Below are 16,812 nucleotides of genomic sequence, written 5' to 3' on the forward strand. Positions count from 1 at the left end.
CGGTCGGGGGCGGGCAGGCCGTGCCGGCACCGGAAATTCGTCTGATCGTCTTCCGTTGGCCTCGCCGATATGGGAGAACGCTCTGATGTGCGATGACGAACTGATACCGCCCCGCGCGGACTTGACCGAGCAGCAGTGGCTGCGGGACGACGCGCCGCTCGCGCGCGATCTTGCCGACAAGTGGGGGCCAGGAGCCCTCACCCTGCACCGGCGCACCCTGCTCGGCGGTGCCGCCGCCGGGGCCGCGCTCGCCGTGCTGCCCCTCGGAGCGGGGCAGGCGGCTGCGACGCCGGGCGCGGCCACCCAGGGCGCGGCGAAGTTCCCTCTCCCCGAAGCGCCGAACCAGAACGGGGAGTTCGCCGTCCTGGTGACCGGGGACTCCGGAACCGGTGGCGAGGAACAGCTGGCCGTGACCGAGGCCGCCCGGCGGGTGTGTCGCGAGGAGGGGGTCTCTCTCGCCGTCGGCCTGGGCGACAACATCTACGAGAACGGGCCCGAGTCCGACCACGACTCCGAGTTCCGGGACAAGTTCGAGACGCCCAACACGGGCATCGACGTGCCCTGGCTCATGGTCCTCGGCAACCACGACTGCTCGGGCCTGATCCCGGGCAGCGGCGGTGACCCCTCGCGCGGGGACCGCGAGGTCTCCTACGCGGCCACCTCCCCGCGCTGGTACATGCCGAGCCGCTACTACAACGTCGCCCTGCCGTCGGCTCCGGAGGGCGGTGACCCGGTGGTGGAGTTCTTCGCCCTCGACACCAACCCCGTGGCCTCGACCGTCGCCCAGACCTCGCGCCACTACCAGTGGGACGGCCCCTACATGCGCGCCCAGCGCCAGTGGCTGGACTCGGCCCTCGCCGCGTCCCGGGCCCGCTGGAAGGTGGTGCTCGGCCACCACCCCTACCTGAACAACGGCAAGCACGGCAGCGCCGGTTCGTACGACGGCTTCCTCATCGGCCACTACACGCGGGGGATTCACCTCAAGGAGCTGTACGAGCAGGTGGTGTGCGGCCGCGCGGACCTGATCCTGTCGGGGCACGACCACACCCTGCAGATCCTGGAGCCCACGACCCGCACGGCGGGCACCCGGCAGATCGTCTGCGGGGCGGCCGCCAAGTCCGGTGACGGCAAAGCCCACTTCGGCCACCCGGCCGCCTGGCAGAACTTCTCCGACGTGGGGTTCATGGTCCTGAAGGTCTCCGGGCGGGCGATGACCGTGGACACCTACACGGTCGACGTCCCCACCCGGACCGCACACCTGGCCCACACCACGACGACCGCCGCCCCGGTCGCGGGCCGCGCCGGCGTCGGCTAGGACCCGGCGCGCCCCGCGACGTTCCTCGCCCACAGCACGAGCGGAACCTGGAGCGGCAGGCGGCCGAACGCCACCGCTCTCTGGGGCGCGGGGCGATGACGCCAGTCCACCGCCATCTGCACGTTGGCGGGGAACACGCCCACGAAGAACGCCGCCGTGGCCTGCGCGGCGGCGCGCCGGGTGCGGGGCGCCGCCACCCCGGCCGCGAGGGCCAGCTCGACCACGCCGCTCACGTACGTCCAGGTGCGCGGCGAGCCGGGCAGGACGCGCGGCACGGTGGCGTCGAAGTTCTTCGGTGCGGCGAGGTGTAGGGCACCGGCCCCGGCCAGCAGACCGGCCAGGAGCAAGGGGGAACGGGACGCCGACGGCATGCTGCCTCCTGAGGGTGGTGAGGGGAGGCAGACCTTACTCGACGGTAATCACCGTCTCACAACAGCTGGGCGCCCCGCCGTGCAAGGTATTTGACCGGGTTGACGTCCGTTCCGTAGCCGCGCTTGGCCCGGATCTCCAGGTGGAGGTGCGGGCCGGTGGCCCGGCCCGTGGAGCCGCTGCTGCCGATACGGTCGCCGGTGCCGATGCGGGACCCCTGGCGCACGGAGATGCGCGAGAGGTGCGCGTAGACGGCGTAGTGCCCGTCCCGCAGCCGCACCGTGACCGCCTTGCCGTACGCGCCCGACCAGCGGGCCAGGACCACCGTGCCGCCGCCGACGGCGTGCACCGGGGTTCCCGTGGGGACCGCGAGGTCGATGCCGGTGTGGTGTCCGGCGAGCCAGTTGCCGCGTACCCCGTAGCGGGCGGAGACACGGAAGCGCCGGCGGATCGGCAGAACGAACTTGCGCTTTGGTTTCTCCGGGACGAGCGCCCGGTTCTCGGGGACCGCCTCGTCCGCCTCGGCGAGTGCTTCCTCGAACTCCTCGTCGTAGCCGAGGCCGCAGCCGCCGTCCGTTTCCGCGGCGGCGTGCGGCGCGGGTCCCGCCACCGTGAAGGCGCCGCCGGCCATGAGGACCGCGGCGACGCCGAGTACGTCGCGTCGTGTGCTGCCCGCTTCACGCGGGCTGTCTATGTCGTAGCCCATGAGGGCCAGCACACTGGCGGCGGGAGCGGCCCGCACCCCGAGTGCTCCGCTTGGCGTAACGCCCCGCGGGCCCGGACCGCGGTCAGTCGAGGGTCGGCCGGTACACGGTGAGCGCTTCGGGGAGCTTGTCGAGGAGCAGTGCGGAGGGCGCGGGGGCGAGTTCACCGTCGTACGCCATCTGTGTGCCCTCGGGCAGGCCCGAGATGACCAGGCGCTGCGCCTTGGCGGAGGCGTACAGGCGGGTCTTGGTCAGCTGGCCGACGATCGCCGCGGCCAGCAGGCGGCTGCGCGCGAAGCGACCGCCGTGCGCGATACGGACGTCGAGCAGGCCATCGGCCAGGTCGTGCCGGCGCACCGGGGCGATGCCGGCGCTGCGGTAGGCGCCGTTGCCGGCGAAGAGCAGCCACATCGAGCGGGCCTTGCCGTTCACCACCGCGCGCAGCGGCCGTCCCGTGTGCAGGATCTGGGCGACGCCGAGCAGGGCCGCGGGCGGGCCGCCGACCTTCGGGGACCATTCCTCCCTGATGCGTACGAGCTCGGGGTAGGAGCCGAGGCTGAACGTGTTCAGGAAGTACACCGGCTCGGAGTACGTCTTGCCGTCGGGACCGGTCCCGGCCAGGGGCTTGACCCGGCCGACGTCGGCCTTTACGGCACTGCCCTCGGCGAGGGCGATGCAGGCGTCCGCGACCGTGTCGACGCCCAGGTCGGCGGCGAAGTGGTTGAACGTGCCGCCCGGCAGCACCATCAGCGGCACGTCGAAGCGCAGGGCCTGGGTCACGGCGGCGTTCACCGTGCCGTCCCCGCCGCACACGCCGAAGACCCCGCCGCGCCGGGCAGCGTCCCTCGCGGCCTCCTCGAGGACCTTGGGCAGCGGCCCCGCTTCGTCCTCGTAGAGAACCACCTCCGCGCGGGGCAGGGCCATCTTCAACTGCCGCACGGGGTCCATGAGTTGGGGCTGGGCCCCGGACGAGGGGTTCACCACCACGACGAGGCCCTCGCCCTCCGGCAGCGCGGGAGCGTCCGTACGGGGCCGCGCGGGCGGCGGCAGCTGTGACCTGGAGGGCACCATGCCGCGCACCGCGTAGGCGGCGCCCGCGCCGAGGGCCGCGCCGACCAGGACGTCACTGGGGTAGTGCACGCCCGTGTAGACGCGGGAGAAGGCCACCGACGCCGCGATCGGGGCCACGGCCGCGCCGAGGCCCCGCGACTCCAGGGCCACACCCGTGGCGAAGGCGGCAGCCGACGCGGAGTGCCCGGAGGGGAAGGAGCTGGTGATCGGCTGCTGCGACAGGTGCCTTATCACCGGCACCGTGTCCAGGACCGGCCGGGAGCGGCGCACCGCGCTCTTGCCGAGCGTGTTGACCGTGGCCGACGCGAGGGCCAGCGAGGAGACGCCACGCACCGCGGCCCGCCTGCCGCGTGCGCCGCCGAACACCCACATCCCCGCCGCGATGCCGAACCACAGAAAACCGTGGTCGGCCGCGCGGCTCAGCCGGGGCAGGACGGGCTGCGCCGCCGGCCAGGAGCGGGCGGCCACACGGTGGAACGCCAGGCGATCGGTGGCGCCCAGCAGTCGGCGGATGTGCGACGTCGGGAGATCACTCATGACCCCCCTATACCCGCGCATGTCCTTCGCACCGCACACATCTTGCGCCGGGACTGTGACGTTCACTTCAATCAGTCATATGGCAGTCCCCCGCTCCACTTCCCCCCAGGGTCCCCCTTCCGCGCGGCGGCCGGCCGAGCTGCCGCCGACCGCGTGGGCCGTGCTCGGCCTGCTCTCCTTCCCCGGGGAGCGCACGGGGTACGAGCTGAAGAAGTGGGCGGACGCCTCACTGCGCCACTTCTACTGGTCCCCCGCCATCAGCCAGATCTACGCCGAGCTGCGCCGTCTCGAAGCGCTCGGTTACGCGACGTCGCGGCGCTCGGGGCCCGAGGAGCCTCGCGCGAAGCGGTCGTACGCGATCACCGCCGAGGGGCGCGCCGCGCTGATCGGATGGGCGGGGGGTGCCGAGGACGCGGGCCCCGCCGTCCTGAAGCACCCGCTGCTCCTGCGGGTCTGGCTCGGGCACCTCGCGGCGCCGGAGCATCTGCGGGCCCTGGTGACCGAGCACATCGCGCACACCCGGGGCGAGCTCAAGGAGGTGCACGACGCCCTCGCGCGGGCGGACGGCGAGGCGGCCTGGACGCACCCGCAGATCGCCCTGCGGTGGAGCGGGCGGCGTCTCGAGGCGGAGATCGAGCTTGCGGAGGCGATGCTCGTCGATCTCACGGAGATGGCGCGCGACCGCACGGAAAGCGGCGCCTCCGCTCCCCCCGGTCAACTCCCAGGGGACTCGCCCACCCACGGGTGACGTGGCTCGCGGCGCAGGGGTCCGGGACGGTAGGACGGGCGGCATCAGCCGACCCCGCCGTATGGAGCAGTGCACCTGTGACCACCCGCGCCGTCCTTGTCGCCGCCGTCATCACCGGCCTTCTGCTCGGGATCGTGGGAAGCAGAGCGGACGACTCCGATTCGGCCGGGCACCCCCGTACGGGCGGTTCCTTCGCGGAGGCGGGCCGTTAGGCTGCGACCTTGCCGCGTGGCACCTCCCCGCGGCCACCGAGCCGCCGTCGACGGAAGCGAGTGAACCTTGAACTTCCTCACCATCGGTCACCGCGGGGTCATGGGTGTCGAACCCGAGAACACCCTCCGGTCCTTCATCGCCGCGCAAGCCGCGGGCCTCGATCTCATCGAGCTCGATCTGCATCTGAGCAAGGACGGCGCCCTCGTCGTCATGCACGACGCGGACGTGGCCCGTACGACCGACGGCAAGGGCCCGATCGCCGAGAAGACCCTGGCCGAGCTGCGGGAGCTCGACGCCGGGCGTGGTGAGCGCATCCCCGTCTTCGAAGAGGTCCTGGACGCGGTGAACGCGCCGCTGCAGGCCGAGATCAAGGATGTGGCCGCCGCCCGCGCCCTCGCCGAGGTGATGCACCGGCGCGATCTGGTGAGCCGCGTCGAGGTGATCTCCTTCCACGACGAGGCGATCGCCGAGATCGCCCGCCTCGTCCCCGGTGTGCGCACCGCTCTCGTCGCGAGCCGCTACGGCACCGACGTCGTGGAGCGCGCCACGGCGGTCGGTGCCACCACCCTCGTCCTGAACATCAGGCGGCTGACGCTGGAGATCGTCGAGCGTGCCAAGAAGGCCGACCTGCGGATCATCGGCTGGGTCGTGAACACGCAGGACGATCTGCGGCTCGTGCGCGCTCTGCAGCTCGACGGAGCGACCACGGACTACCCGGAGATCAAGCGGACGGGCCGCTTCACGGCGTGACCCGGCCCGCGCTCAGACCAGCGGCTTGACGAGCAGCTCGAACTGCAGGTCGTCCCGCTGTGGAACGCCGAAGCGCTCGTCGCCGTACGGGAAGGGGGTCATCTTTCCCGTACGGCGGTAGCCGCGCCGCTCGTACCAGGCGATGAGATCGTCGCGTACGGAGATCACGGTCATGTGCATCTCCCGCACACCCCATGCATCGCGGACCCGCCGCTCGGCCTCCGCCATGATCACCTTGCCGAGGCCCGCGCCCTGCAGCGCCGGGCTCACCGCGAACATCCCGAAGTAGGCGTGCTCCCCGCGGTGTTCGAGCTGGCAGCAGGCGACGATCGCGCCGTCCCGCTCAACCGTGAGCAGCTTGCTCGCCGGGGACTTGATGACATCGAGGACACCCTGCGGGTCGGTCCGCTGGCCCTCCAGGATGTCCGCCTCCGTGGTCCAGCCGGCCCGGCTCGCGTCACCGCGGTACGCCGACTCGATCAGCGAGACGAGTACGTCGACGTCCGCGTCGGTGGCGTCCCGGAAGATGAGGTCGCTCGCGGTGACGGTGAGGTCGTCCGTGCGGGGACGCGGGGCGGTGTCCATGGGGCGGGTTCTCCGATCTCTCTGGCCCGCCGCTGTCGGGCGCGGCGTGGGCGAGGCACGGTCGAGCGTATCCCCCCACTAAGGTGCGGCTGCATGGTGCATGTACTGAGCAGCAGGACCCTTCTCCGGCCCACCGATCCCGAGCGTTCGCGCGCGTTCTACGGCGAGGCGCTCGGCCTCGCCGTCTACCGCGAGTTCGGCACGGGCCCCGACCGCGGCACCGTCTACTTCCTGGGCGGCGGCCACCTGGAGGTCTCCGGTCGCTCGGAGACCCCGCCTGCACCCGGCCTGCAGTTGTGGCTGCAGGTGGCGGACGCGCGGGCGGCGCACGCGGAGCTCGTGGCCCGCGGGGTGGAGGTGGTGCGGGAGCCGCAGAAGGAGCCCTGGGGGCTTGTCGAGATGTGGATCGCGGACCCCGACGGGGTCAAGATCGTCATCGTCGAGGTGCCAGACGACCATCCGATCCGGTACCGGCCCGGGATCTGACGCAGGGGCAGCCCTGCCCTCTTGTTCTCTCTAGACCGGTCGGTCTAGAGTCGTCGGTGTGACCAAGACACGCGGAGAGACCCGCGCCCGCATCCTGCGCACGGCCGCCGATCTGTTCCAACGGCAGGGCTATGGCGCCACCGGGCTCAATCAGGTACTCGCGGAGAGCGGCGCCCCCAAGGGGTCGCTGTACTTCCACTTTCCGCAGGGCAAGGAACAGCTGGCCGCCGAGGCCGTGGCGCTCGCCGGGGGCGAGATGGGCGCGAGCATGGCCGTCGTCGTGGGCTCCGCGAGCGGGGCGGAGGACGCCGTTCTCGGGGCCGGGGAGCTGCTCGCGCGGGGGCTGCGCGAGTCCGGCTTCCGGGACGGCTGCCCCGTCGCCACCGTCGCGCTGGAACAGGCCGGGGGCGAAGGACCCATCAGCGACGTCTGCCAGGTCACCTACGACTCCTGGCTCGCGGGGCTCGCGGAGGCGTTGCGCGGGTGGGGAGCCGCCGACGACGAGGCCGCCGAGCTCGCCGAACTCGTGATGTCCGCACTCCAGGGAGCTCTTCTTCTGGCGCAGGTGCGACGTGACACCGCGGTCATCTCGTCGGTGGCGCGGCGCGTCGCCTCGGTCGTGGCCCGGAGCCTGGAGAACCCGAAGGGGACGGTGAGCGACGCGTGAAGGTCCATCACCTCAACTGCGGTTCCATGCTGAAGATCGAGCCCACCTACGAGGGGCCGCCGCCCCTGCACGCCGTGTGCCACTGCCTGCTGGTGGAGACCGACACCGAGGGGCTCGTGCTCGTCGAGAGCGGGCTCGGGCGGGACGACGTACGCAGGCCGCTCGCATCCCTCGATCCCGAATGGACCGAACTGGCCGCCCCGGAGCTGGACTTCGCCGAGACGGCTCTCTCGCAGGTCGAACGGCTGGGGTACGCGGCGTCCGACGTACGGCACATCGCGCTCACGCACCTGGACGTCGATCACAGCGGCGGCCTTCCCGATTTTCCCGAGGCACGCGTGCACCTCATGGCCGCCGAGCTGGCCGCGGCTCTCACCGAGGCGCCGAGCCGTCGCTACCGGCCCGCGCACTGGGCACACGGCCCGCGCTGGGAGACGTACGAGGAGAACACCGGCGAGGAATGGGCCGGCTTCTCCGGGGTCCGACAACTGACCGGACTGGGCGAGGAGTTCCTCATCGTGCCGCTCGGCGGGCACAGCGCCGGGCACGCCGCCGTCGCCGTGCGTGACCGGGGGCGGTGGCTGGTGCATGCCGGGGACGCGTACTTCTACCACCGCGAGATCGCCGAGGACGCCCCGCACTCGCATCCCCTGATGGACATCATCCAGCTGGACGCCCAGGTGGACGCCGAACTGCGGGTCGCCAATCAGGGGCGGCTGCGGGAGGTGGCCACCCGGACGGAGGAGTTCACCGTCCTGAACGCGCACGATCCGTGGGACTACCGGCGGCTCGCCGGGGCAGGTGGCTGATTCGACGGTCCGGGGGTATTCGTCCGGCGGTCGCGGGGTACCCGGGTTCCCCGCCCGGCGCACCCGACGTGCGCCGGGACGCCCCTCGTCGGAGGATTGACCGGACCCCTCGCCCAACCCTGGAGCGATCTCGTATGCAACGTCCCCGGATTCTGATCATCGGCGGTGGCTTCGCCGGTATGGAGTGCGCGCACAAGCTGGAGCGGACGCTCAAGGCGCAGGACGCCGAACTGCGGCTCATCAGCCCGCAGGACCACCAGCTGTATCTGCCCCTGCTCCCCCATGTCGCGTCGGGCGTGCTGACCCCGCAGTCGGTCGCCGTGCCGCTGCGCCGCATGCTGCGCCGTACGGCGATCGTGCCGGGCGGGGCCATCGGCGTGGACCCGAGCGCGAAGGCCGTGATCGTACGCAAGATCAACGGCGAGGAGGTCGTCGAGCGCTACGACTACCTCGTCCTGACCCCGGGCAGCGTGACCCGGCAGTTCGACATCCCCGGAGTCGACCAGCACGCCGTGGGCGTGAAGACGCTGGCCGAGGCCGCCTGGATCCGTGACCACGTGATCTCGCAGCTAGACCTGGCGTCGGCGAGTTCGGACCGGGCCGAGCGCGAGTCGCGGCTGCAGTTCGTGGTCGTCGGCGGCGGGTACGCGGGCACGGAGACGGCGGCGTACCTGCACCGCCTGACGAACGCCGCGGCCGAGCGGTATCCAGGGCTCGACCCCGCGGAGATCAAGTGGCATCTGGTCGACGTGGCACCGAAGCTGATGCCTGAACTGGGCGACCGGCTCGGGGAGAAGGCGCTCGCCATCATGCGGCGGCGTGGCGTCGAGGTGTCCCTCGGGGTGACCGTGGAGAAGGCCACCGAGGACACCGTCACCCTCACCGACGGGCGCGCGCTGCCCTGCCGGACACTGATCTGGACCGCCGGTGTCGCGCCGAGCCCGCTCATCGCCACGCTGGGCGCGGAGACCAACCGCGGACGCCTCGTCGTCGACCCGGATCTGACCGTTCCGGGCATGGACGGTGTGTTCGCGCTCGGCGACGCGGCGGCCGTGCCGGACCTCGCCAAGGGCGGCGACGCGGTCTGCCCGCCCACCGCGCAGCACGCGATGCGCCAGGGGTGGGCGGCGGCGAAGAACGTCACCGCGGCACTGCGGGGCACTGACCTGACCTCCTACCGGCACAAGGACATGGGCCTGGTCGTGGACCTCGGCGGCATCCAGGCGGTGTCGAAGCCGCTGGGTGTGCAGTTGACCGGGCTGCCCGCTCAGATCGTCGCGCGCGGCTACCACCTGGGGGCGCTGCGGACCGTCACCGCGCGCTTCCGGACGGCCGCGAACTGGGGGCTCAACGCGCTCGCGGGCGACGACTACGTGCGCACCGGGTTCCAGTCCCAGCGGCCCGCCACACTGGCGGACTTCGAGAAGACAGACGTCTACCTCTCGCCGGAGGAGATCCACGCGCGGATGACGTCGGAGGTGGCGGCACGCTCCATGGCCCCGGAGAAGCCGCTGTTCCCGTAGGGCCGTAGACAGGGTTCACACGAAGGCCGGTGCTCGCGAGCTGCGAGCGCCGGCCTTCGCGCGGGAGCACGGCAGGGAGCCGCACGGCGTTCCGAGGTCCCGGACAGGACGGCGAGAAGCCGATGATCCGGGGCTCCGGAACGGCGCGGCCGCCGTCTGAAGGTCGATGCAGCCACCGGATGGCCGGGAGACGCCCCGGAGCCCGCCGTCTCGCCGTCTCGCCGTCTGGCTGATCACGGCGCGCGTCACATCCGTACTACGCATCACCCGCCTGTCGCCACACAAAGGACTCCACCACCATGCGTATCGGCATCGGTGGGATGGGGGCGGCGACCCGTACATCGGCAAGCTGCTCGCCCGCGAGGCGATCCGTGCGCGCGGTCCGGTGCGGGTCGTCGGCATCGACGAGGTCGACGCCGACGCGACCGTGGTCCCCGTCTCCGGCATGGGCGCGCCCACCGTTCTGCTGGAGCGGGTGCCCAACGGGCGGGAGCACCTGGACGCGCTGCGCGCCCTGGAACGCCACCTCGGGCGCCGGGCCACGCACCTGACGCCGCTGGAGGTCGGCGGGGTCAACTCGATGCTGCCGATCGTGTGCGCCGCGCGGGCCGGGCTCCCCCTGGTGAACGGGGACGCGATGGGGCGGGCGTTCCCCGAGGCGCAGATGGTGCCGCCCGGCCTCGCCGGAATCTCCAACTCGCCCATGGCGCTCGCCGACGACAAGGGCAACACCATCGTCGTCGAGGCGGTCGACAACCACGCCGCCGAGCGGATCGCCCGCGCGGTGTGCGTGGAGCTCGGCTGCCAGATCAGTTGCGCCGACACGGTGCTGCGCGGCGACCAGCTCGCCGACGGCCTGGTCCCGGCGACGCTGACGCTCGCCGGCCGCCTTGGTGCCGTGGTGCGCGAGGCGCGCACCGCGCACGCTGATCCCGTGGCGGCCGCACGGTCGCTCCTGGACGGCATCCCCCTCCTGACCGGCAGGGTCGCCGACGTGGCCCGCCGCACGGAGGGCGGCTTCGCGCGCGGTCACGCCCGCATCGAGGGAACGCGCGGTGACGCGGGCCGGGTGCTCGAACTCGGCTTCCAGAACGAGCACTTGCTGGCCACGTGCGATGGGGCGACCGTGGCGACCACGCCCGACTTGATCTGTGTCCTGGACAGCGAGAGCGGTGAGCGGTGACCCGGTGACCACGGAGGGCCTGCGTTACGGCCAGCGCGTCAGCGTCATCGCCGCCCGCTGCGATCCGCGCTGGATCACTCCGGGCGGCCTCGCGCTGACCGGCCCACGCTGTTCCGGGTACGAGGTGGACTACCTGCCCTTCGGGTCGGCGGCCCCCTGACCGGCCGCGGCGGACGGTCGCAGGGTGATCGTCCGCCGCGTGTGCTTCTCCACCGCCTCCCGCGAGTAGAGGAGCGGGAAGGAACCGTCGGCGGCCCAGCCGGCGAACAGGTCGTCGTAGTGCGGGCTGCCCGGAACACCGGACTGCCCCGGCGAGTTCATCACCACGGAGTCGTCCCAGGAGCCGACGTCCACGACGATCCGGAAGGTGGCCCCCGCGGTCTGCCGGAACCCGGGTCCGTAGGCGGCGGCTCCCACGGTGTCCCCGCTGCCGCCACGTGGGGCCGGCCCCACGGCAGCCCACTCCGGAGCAGGCCCGGCCAGCAGCGCGGCGATGGGGTGGTGCGGGTGGGCGTGGTGGAGGGCGCCCCAGGACCAGGCGGCGGGGTCGTCCCCCAGCAGCCCGGCGACCTCGTCGACGGCTGCGGAAAGCGTGCCGAGCAGCAGGCCGGGGTCCGGATCACCGTCCAGAAGCTCCAGATCGACGCGGGCGTCCGCCGCCGCGTCCTCGACGGGCAGAACCCGCACCAGGGCCCGGTCACGCTGCTCCTCGCCCACGATCCCTTCGAGGGCCCGCGCCAGGAGGGCGGGCCGCAGATGCCGCCGGTACCAGACCTCGAAGAGGGCGGCGGCAGGCGAGTCGGCGGTGAGGCGGGCGTCCCAGTCGCGGAGGAGGGCGAGGGCGGTGGTGAGGAGGCGGGCGCCTGGAGCGCCGGGAGCGGAGACGGCATCGGGACCGGCGGCCGTCGCCGCGTGGGCGGCAGTCGCGTTCACCGCAGGCGGGGCGTCGGCGTCAGCCGCCGTCGTCGTGTGCGCGCAGGCGCTGGACACCGAGTCGGCGGGGGTCGCGGTGTCCACGTCCGTCAGCCCCGCGAGCAGCCCCTGTATCCGCCGTCCCGGCAGGCTCACGTAGTCCGTCTGCAGGCGTACGCAGTCCTCGACTGTCCAGGAGCCGTGGGAGCCGAGTTCCTCCGTGATGCGGTCGTGGCGGGTCGGTGCGTACCAGTCGTACGTCACCGTCTTCTCCGCGTTGGGGTACGTCGGCGGCAGGTTCAGTTGGTTGGCCGTGGCGAACCAGCCCTGGGCCGGGTCGCGGACGGAGGGCAGTTCCTCCACGTCCAGGAAGCCGTCCCATTCGTAGCGGCCGTCGCCCGGCACCGGGAGCGTGCCGTCCCAGCCGGGGCGGACGGGGACGCGACCGGCGGGCCGCCAGCCGATCGTGCCGTCGGGGGCCGCGTAGACCTGGTTCTCGCCGGGGGCGCCCCAGCGTCGCATCGCCGCCACGAACGCGTCGGGGCTCGCCGCCCGCATGTAGTCCATGCTGCCCAGGTAGGGGGCCATGCCGGGGCCGAGCCAGGCGGCGCGGACCGCGAACGCGGCGTTGCGCTCGGGGAGTTCGCGGATGACCGGGCCGTGGCGGGTGAACCACAGGTCGGCCGGGACCGCGTCGCCGTCACGCACCGGGATCGACTCGGTGATCCGTGTCATCGGCTCCCAGCGGTCCTGGTACCAGTACTCGTGCGGGTTCTCCGGGTTGGTGCGGTAGACGTACAGGTCCTCCTGGTCGATCGGGAAGATCGTCAGGCCGAAGGCGACATGGCCGTTGTGGCCGATGGAGATGCCGGGCAGGGCCGGTTCCCCCGCTCCGACGGCGTCGATGCCCGGTGCCGAGAGGTGCGCGAGGTAGCGCAGCGCGGGCAGGGCGATCCCGCGGTGCGGGTCGTTGGCCAGGAGGGGCCGACCGGTGGCGGTGCGGGACGGGGCGGTGACCCAGTTGTTGGAGCCGTCAAGGCCCTGCCGGGGCGCCGCGTCCGCCGCCCACGGAGGCGTGGTGGCCATGTCGTACACGCGCAGGACATCGGCCGGGATGACGGAGAGGTCGAGGCCCTCGGGGATGCGCAGCCGGTGCGGGGCGGGCTCGCGGCGGCGGCGCAGCTCCTCCGCCTCGGGGCCGTGGTCGCGGAGGGTGAGCGCTCGGGCCACCTCGTCGCGGAGGTTGTACTGCAGGCCGTGACTGCGGATGCGCGCCACGTCGGAGGGCTGCCAGTACGCCGGTTCGTACTGCAACAAGGCGAACTCGGGCGGGAGTTGCGACGCGTCCGCGCGGCACAGCGACACGTACGCGTTGATGCCGTCGACGAAGGCCGTCGTCACCCGCTCCGTGTCGTCGCCGTACGCGCGCCACTCCTCGGCCATGTCACCGCGGTAGAGGAACAGCCGCGCGGCACGGTCGTGTTCGGCGTAGCGCTCCCCCAACACCTCGGCGAGCAGGCCCAGTCCGCGGCGCCGCCACAGGTCGAGCTGGAAGAGGCGGTCGCGGGCCGCGTTGAAGCCCTGGGCAAGGAAGAGGTCGTCCTGCGACGCGGCGTACAGATGCGGGACGCCCCACCGGTCGATTCTGATCTCCACGGGCTCCTGGAGCCCCGGCACCTCGAAGATGTAATCGTCCTTCATGCAAGCCTCGGTCACCGGGCTCCCGCCTGTGTCGCGCGCTCGTCCGGCACCGCCGGGCCAGTGGCGGAGATTCCGGTGGGGCCGGGGCCCGGAGCGAGCCACACGACCGCGAGCAGCACGACGAGGTTGGCGGCGAGCGCGATGATGCCGCCGTTCACTCCGTGGTACGGGTCGTTGTCGGTGGCCCACAGTGCGGTCATCACCGCGAGCCCGGTGAGCATCCCCGCCACCGCGGCCCGCGCGGTCAGCCGCCGCCAGAAAAGGGCGAGGAGCACGACCGGCACGAGCTGCGCCAGACCCTCGTACGACAGGACGGAGAGCTCCACGAGGGTGTTCGGGTAGAAGAGGCTGCCCGCGAGGGCGATCAACCCCGCGACCACGCAGACCAGTTGGGAGAGACGCTTGGCCCGCATGTCGTTAGCGTCGCCGGCCTTACCGGCCGCCCGGCGGCGCGCCCGCGGGTCGGCGCCGTTGCCTCCGCCGAGGACCGTGCGGCCCCACAACGTGCCGATGGAGAGCATGAAGACGCTCATCGGCACGATCGCCGAGAGCGCGCCCGCGACGCCGATGAGCGCGACGACGGGTGAGGGCAGCGAATCGGTGACGAGGCTGAAGAGCGCCAGGTCGGGGTTGCCGAGGGTCGGCATCACGAACAGGGCCGTCGCGCCGACCACCATCGGGACGAACAGGAGCAGTTGGTACCAGGGCAGGAGCAGCGCGTTGCGGCGCAGCGCGTTCGGGCTCTTCGCACTGAGGTAACCGGCGACGGTGGTCGGGAAGATGGTGATCGTCACGGCGTTGAGCACCACGGTGCTCAGGAACCACATGGCGTTGCGCCCGCCGGACTCGTGCCCGGGGAAGGTCAGCCACTCGGGCTTCTCGGTCACCATGCGCTGCATGAAGTCGCCGAACCCGCCGAGGTAGTGCATGGGGATGTACACGGCGAGGAACACGACGGCGACGATCACCAGCATGTCCTTGAGCGCGCTCACCCACGCCGAACCGCGCAGGCCCGACACGAGGATGAACACCTCCGCCACGACGAAGGAGATGACGGCGGCGACCTTGAGGTCGACGCTGCCGTAGGTCATCGCGTTCACGACGACGCCCATGCCCTGAATCTGCACCTGGATGTAGGGGACGATGAAGACCGTCGCGACGACGGCGACGAGAATCCCCACCGGCCGTGAGCGGAACCGGAATTCGGCGATGTCCGCGATGGAGATGAGTCCGTGCCGGCTCGCGTACGTCCACAGTGCGGGGCCCACGACGTACGCGACGGCGAAACCGACGGTCAGGTAGGCGACCAGGTAGAGGATCGGCGCGCCGAACGAGTACGACCAGCCCGCGGTGCCGAGGAACGAGAAGCTCGTGTACGTCTCGCCGGCCATGAGCAGCCAGATGAACAGGACGCCGAGCCCGCGGCTGGAGACGGACCACTCGGCGAGGCCCTTGGACCGGCCGCGGGCGCTCCACACCCCGATCAGGATCGTGGCGACCATGGCGAGCCCGAAGATGGTGGTGGCGACGGCTGCGGAGCCGTTCATCGGCGGCCTCCTTCGGTGTCGGTGCGGGGGGCCGGAAGGTCGTCGGCCGGGAGGGGTTCGACGGCATTCGTGCGGTACGCCGGATCGAGCCGGGCCGCGAGCCAGATGACCAAGGGGCTGATCACGGTCGCGGCGATGACCCAGGCCAGGAGGAAGGGGACGCCCAGGACGCGTGGCTCGATGCGGTTGGCGACGAAGGGGGCCGAGCCGTAGAGGAGGACGGGGACGAGGAGCAGCCAGAGGAAGGGGCGGGCGACGCCACGGAGGGTGGGGAGGCCGTCCAGGGGGCTGGCCGTGCCGCTGTCCTGCGCGTCTCTTGGCGCGCCTTCATCAGCTGTGGGGGGCATGGGGGAACTCCTTGCGGGGCGGCAAACGGTGCGGCGAACGGGCGGCTCGGATCACACGGACGGGTCGTAGCGGCCGTCGACCGCGGTCCAGCCGCCGTCGACGCTCAGCACGGTGCCGGTGACGAAGGTGGACGCGTCCGACACGAGATAGGCGACGGCTCCGGCGAGTTCGTCGGCACGGGCCCACCGCTTGAGCGCGGAGGCCTGGGCGTAGGCATCGAACCATGCGGGGTCGGCGGCAATCTGGTCGGTGAGCGACGTACGGACGACACCGGGCGCGACAGCGTTGAACCGCACGCCCTGCGGCCCCCATTCCGCGGCCGCCGTCCGCAGCAATTGGATCAGGCCCGCTTTGGACGCGGCGTACGGCCCCTGCCCCGGCTCCACCTGGAAGGCGCGCATCGATGCGAACCCGACCACGCTTCCCCGGCCACGCTCGGCCATGCCGGGGGCGACCGCCTGGATGAGCGTGAGGTAGGAACGCAGGTTCAGCGCGATGACACGGTCGAACTCGTCGAGGCCGTAGTCGGCGAGGCGCTTGCGTACGTTGGCCCCCACGGTGACGACGAGACCGTCGAGCGGCCCCCACGCGGCGACGGCGCAGCGGACGGCTTCGGGGTCGAGGACGTCCAGGGGGTGCGTGACGGCCGTACCGAGGCGCTGGTCCCCCTTATCGCCCGGGCGCACCGCGAGCGCCGCCGTCTCTTCCGCGCCCTCCGTGTCCCGGTCGGCGACGACGACGTGCGCGCCTTGGGCGACCAGCGCGCGAGCGGCCTCGCGGCCGATGCCGCTCGCACCGCCCACCACCGCGACGCGACGGCCGTCGAGCCGGAACAGGTTGCCGTAGTCCATGGTGCTGCTACCTCTCTGACCGGGTGCCGGCCGGGGGTCGGGGGGGTGGGTGGTGCTGGGCGTTGCTGGCGGTTGGGCTGGTCGTCTGCTGAGCGAAGGACCGCCGCTGAGGGCGGGGCGGATCTTTCGCCGGGGTGACGGCTGTGCCCGGCAGGTTGGCCTGGGCGGGGCTGTGACCGGCCGGCGAACGGACGGGGCTGTGGCGGGCCTGGCTGCCGGATGGGGCTGGGCCGGGCCTGGCGGCCGGACGGGGCTGGACCCGGCCCGGCGAACGGACGAGGCTGGGGCGGGCCTGGCCGCCGGACGAGGCTGGACCCGGCCCGGCGAACGGACGAGGCTGGGGCGGGCCTGGCCGCCGGACGAGGCTGGACCCGGCCCGGCGAACGGACGAGGCTGGGCCGGACCTGGCCGCCGGACGAGGCTGGGCCGGACCTGGCCGCCGGACGAGGCTGGGCCGGACCTGGCGAACGGACGGAGCACAGCCACCGGGCTA

Annotated in this window: 18 protein-coding genes; 10 read left to right on the forward strand and 8 right to left on the reverse strand. The window is 72.4% G+C overall.

Annotated elements, in window-relative coordinates; genetic code table 11:
• Positions 1 to 85 precede the first annotated feature (85 nt).
• Entirely contained in the window at positions 86 to 1,315 is a 1,230-nt protein-coding gene (locus tag ACZ5U5_RS04910; protein ID WP_469016288.1) for a metallophosphoesterase, read from the forward strand.
• Here ACZ5U5_RS04910 and ACZ5U5_RS04915 read toward each other — a convergent pair.
• The 3 genes from ACZ5U5_RS04915 to ACZ5U5_RS04925 form a co-directional block, all read right to left on the reverse strand.
• Entirely contained in the window at positions 1,312 to 1,686 is a 375-nt protein-coding gene (locus ACZ5U5_RS04915; RefSeq protein ID WP_469016291.1) for a DoxX family protein, read from the reverse strand. The two genes, ACZ5U5_RS04910 and ACZ5U5_RS04915, sit on opposite strands and share 4 nt — an antisense overlap.
• A gap of 56 nt (positions 1,687 to 1,742) precedes the next feature.
• Complete coding sequence (locus ACZ5U5_RS04920) at positions 1,743 to 2,390, reverse strand: M23 family metallopeptidase (RefSeq protein ID WP_469016294.1); 648 nt, start codon at positions 2,388 to 2,390, stop codon at positions 1,743 to 1,745.
• Between the two features lie 82 nt (positions 2,391 to 2,472).
• On the reverse strand, positions 2,473 to 3,996 hold the full coding sequence (locus ACZ5U5_RS04925) for a phosphatase PAP2 family protein (protein WP_469016296.1): 1,524 nt from the start codon (positions 3,994 to 3,996) through the stop codon (positions 2,473 to 2,475).
• Between the two features lie 79 nt (positions 3,997 to 4,075).
• On the opposite strand from ACZ5U5_RS04925, the gene ACZ5U5_RS04930 reads away from it, so the two are divergent.
• The 3 genes from ACZ5U5_RS04930 (at position 4,076) to ACZ5U5_RS04940 (ending at position 5,707) form a co-directional block, all read left to right on the forward strand.
• On the forward strand, positions 4,076 to 4,744 hold the full coding sequence (locus ACZ5U5_RS04930) for a helix-turn-helix transcriptional regulator (RefSeq protein WP_469016298.1): 669 nt from the start codon (positions 4,076 to 4,078) through the stop codon (positions 4,742 to 4,744).
• A gap of 77 nt (positions 4,745 to 4,821) precedes the next feature.
• Positions 4,822 to 4,956, forward strand: coding sequence for a hypothetical protein (locus ACZ5U5_RS04935; RefSeq protein ID WP_363206460.1), 135 nt, complete (start codon positions 4,822 to 4,824; stop codon positions 4,954 to 4,956).
• A 67-nt stretch (positions 4,957 to 5,023) separates the two neighbouring features.
• The gene (locus ACZ5U5_RS04940) at positions 5,024 to 5,707 is read left to right on the forward strand and encodes a glycerophosphodiester phosphodiesterase (protein WP_469016301.1); all 684 of its coding nucleotides are present in this window, start codon (positions 5,024 to 5,026) and stop codon (positions 5,705 to 5,707) included.
• A 12-nt stretch (positions 5,708 to 5,719) separates the two neighbouring features.
• On the opposite strand, the gene ACZ5U5_RS04945 is transcribed toward ACZ5U5_RS04940, so the two are convergent.
• Complete coding sequence (locus ACZ5U5_RS04945; RefSeq protein WP_469016304.1) at positions 5,720 to 6,292, reverse strand: GNAT family N-acetyltransferase; 573 nt, start codon at positions 6,290 to 6,292, stop codon at positions 5,720 to 5,722.
• 93 nt (positions 6,293 to 6,385) lie between these two features.
• On the opposite strand from ACZ5U5_RS04945, the gene ACZ5U5_RS04950 reads away from it, so the two are divergent.
• The 6 genes from ACZ5U5_RS04950 to ACZ5U5_RS04975 all read left to right on the forward strand — a co-directional run bounded on the left by ACZ5U5_RS04950 (position 6,386) and on the right by ACZ5U5_RS04975 (position 11,120).
• Positions 6,386 to 6,778 (forward strand): VOC family protein, encoded by a 393-nt coding sequence (locus ACZ5U5_RS04950; RefSeq protein WP_469016307.1) that lies wholly within the window; start codon positions 6,386 to 6,388, stop codon positions 6,776 to 6,778.
• A 58-nt stretch (positions 6,779 to 6,836) separates the two neighbouring features.
• Positions 6,837 to 7,445, forward strand: coding sequence for an LmrA/YxaF family transcription factor (locus ACZ5U5_RS04955; RefSeq protein ID WP_469016309.1), 609 nt, complete (start codon positions 6,837 to 6,839; stop codon positions 7,443 to 7,445).
• Entirely contained in the window at positions 7,442 to 8,254 is an 813-nt protein-coding gene (locus tag ACZ5U5_RS04960) for an MBL fold metallo-hydrolase (RefSeq protein ID WP_469016312.1), read from the forward strand. Before ACZ5U5_RS04955 ends, ACZ5U5_RS04960 begins: the two co-directional genes overlap by 4 nt.
• A gap of 134 nt (positions 8,255 to 8,388) precedes the next feature.
• Positions 8,389 to 9,777: an NAD(P)/FAD-dependent oxidoreductase gene (locus tag ACZ5U5_RS04965; RefSeq protein ID WP_469016314.1), complete on the forward strand. Its 1,389-nt coding sequence runs from the start codon at positions 8,389 to 8,391 to the stop codon at positions 9,775 to 9,777.
• Between the two features lie 166 nt (positions 9,778 to 9,943).
• On the forward strand, positions 9,944 to 10,960 hold the full coding sequence (locus tag ACZ5U5_RS04970; protein WP_469016317.1) for a DUF917 domain-containing protein: 1,017 nt from the start codon (positions 9,944 to 9,946) through the stop codon (positions 10,958 to 10,960).
• Positions 10,950 to 11,120: an S-methyl thiohydantoin desulfurase domain-containing protein gene (locus tag ACZ5U5_RS04975; RefSeq protein ID WP_469016320.1), complete on the forward strand. Its 171-nt coding sequence runs from the start codon at positions 10,950 to 10,952 to the stop codon at positions 11,118 to 11,120. Before ACZ5U5_RS04970 ends, ACZ5U5_RS04975 begins: the two co-directional genes overlap by 11 nt.
• On the opposite strand, the gene ACZ5U5_RS04980 is transcribed toward ACZ5U5_RS04975, so the two are convergent.
• From ACZ5U5_RS04980 to ACZ5U5_RS04995, 4 genes are read right to left on the reverse strand one after another with little or no spacing between them, the layout of a single operon-like run.
• Positions 11,090 to 13,573 carry a penicillin acylase family protein gene (locus ACZ5U5_RS04980; protein ID WP_469016323.1) on the reverse strand — a complete coding sequence of 828 codons (2,484 nt, stop codon included), beginning with the start codon at positions 13,571 to 13,573 and terminating at the stop codon, positions 11,090 to 11,092. The genes ACZ5U5_RS04975 and ACZ5U5_RS04980 overlap by 31 nt on opposite strands.
• Before the next feature lie 11 nt (positions 13,574 to 13,584).
• A complete protein-coding gene (locus tag ACZ5U5_RS04985; RefSeq protein WP_469016326.1) occupies positions 13,585 to 15,120 on the reverse strand; it encodes a sodium:solute symporter family protein in 1,536 nt (511 codons plus the stop codon).
• Positions 15,117 to 15,467, reverse strand: coding sequence for a DUF3311 domain-containing protein (locus ACZ5U5_RS04990; protein ID WP_469016329.1), 351 nt, complete (start codon positions 15,465 to 15,467; stop codon positions 15,117 to 15,119). The genes ACZ5U5_RS04985 and ACZ5U5_RS04990 overlap by 4 nt, the downstream gene beginning before the upstream one ends.
• 51 nt (positions 15,468 to 15,518) lie before the next feature.
• On the reverse strand, positions 15,519 to 16,319 hold the full coding sequence (locus ACZ5U5_RS04995; RefSeq protein WP_469016332.1) for an SDR family NAD(P)-dependent oxidoreductase: 801 nt from the start codon (positions 16,317 to 16,319) through the stop codon (positions 15,519 to 15,521).
• Positions 16,320 to 16,812 lie beyond the last annotated feature (493 nt).

The organism is Streptomyces sp. NPDC033177 (assembly GCF_055577715.1).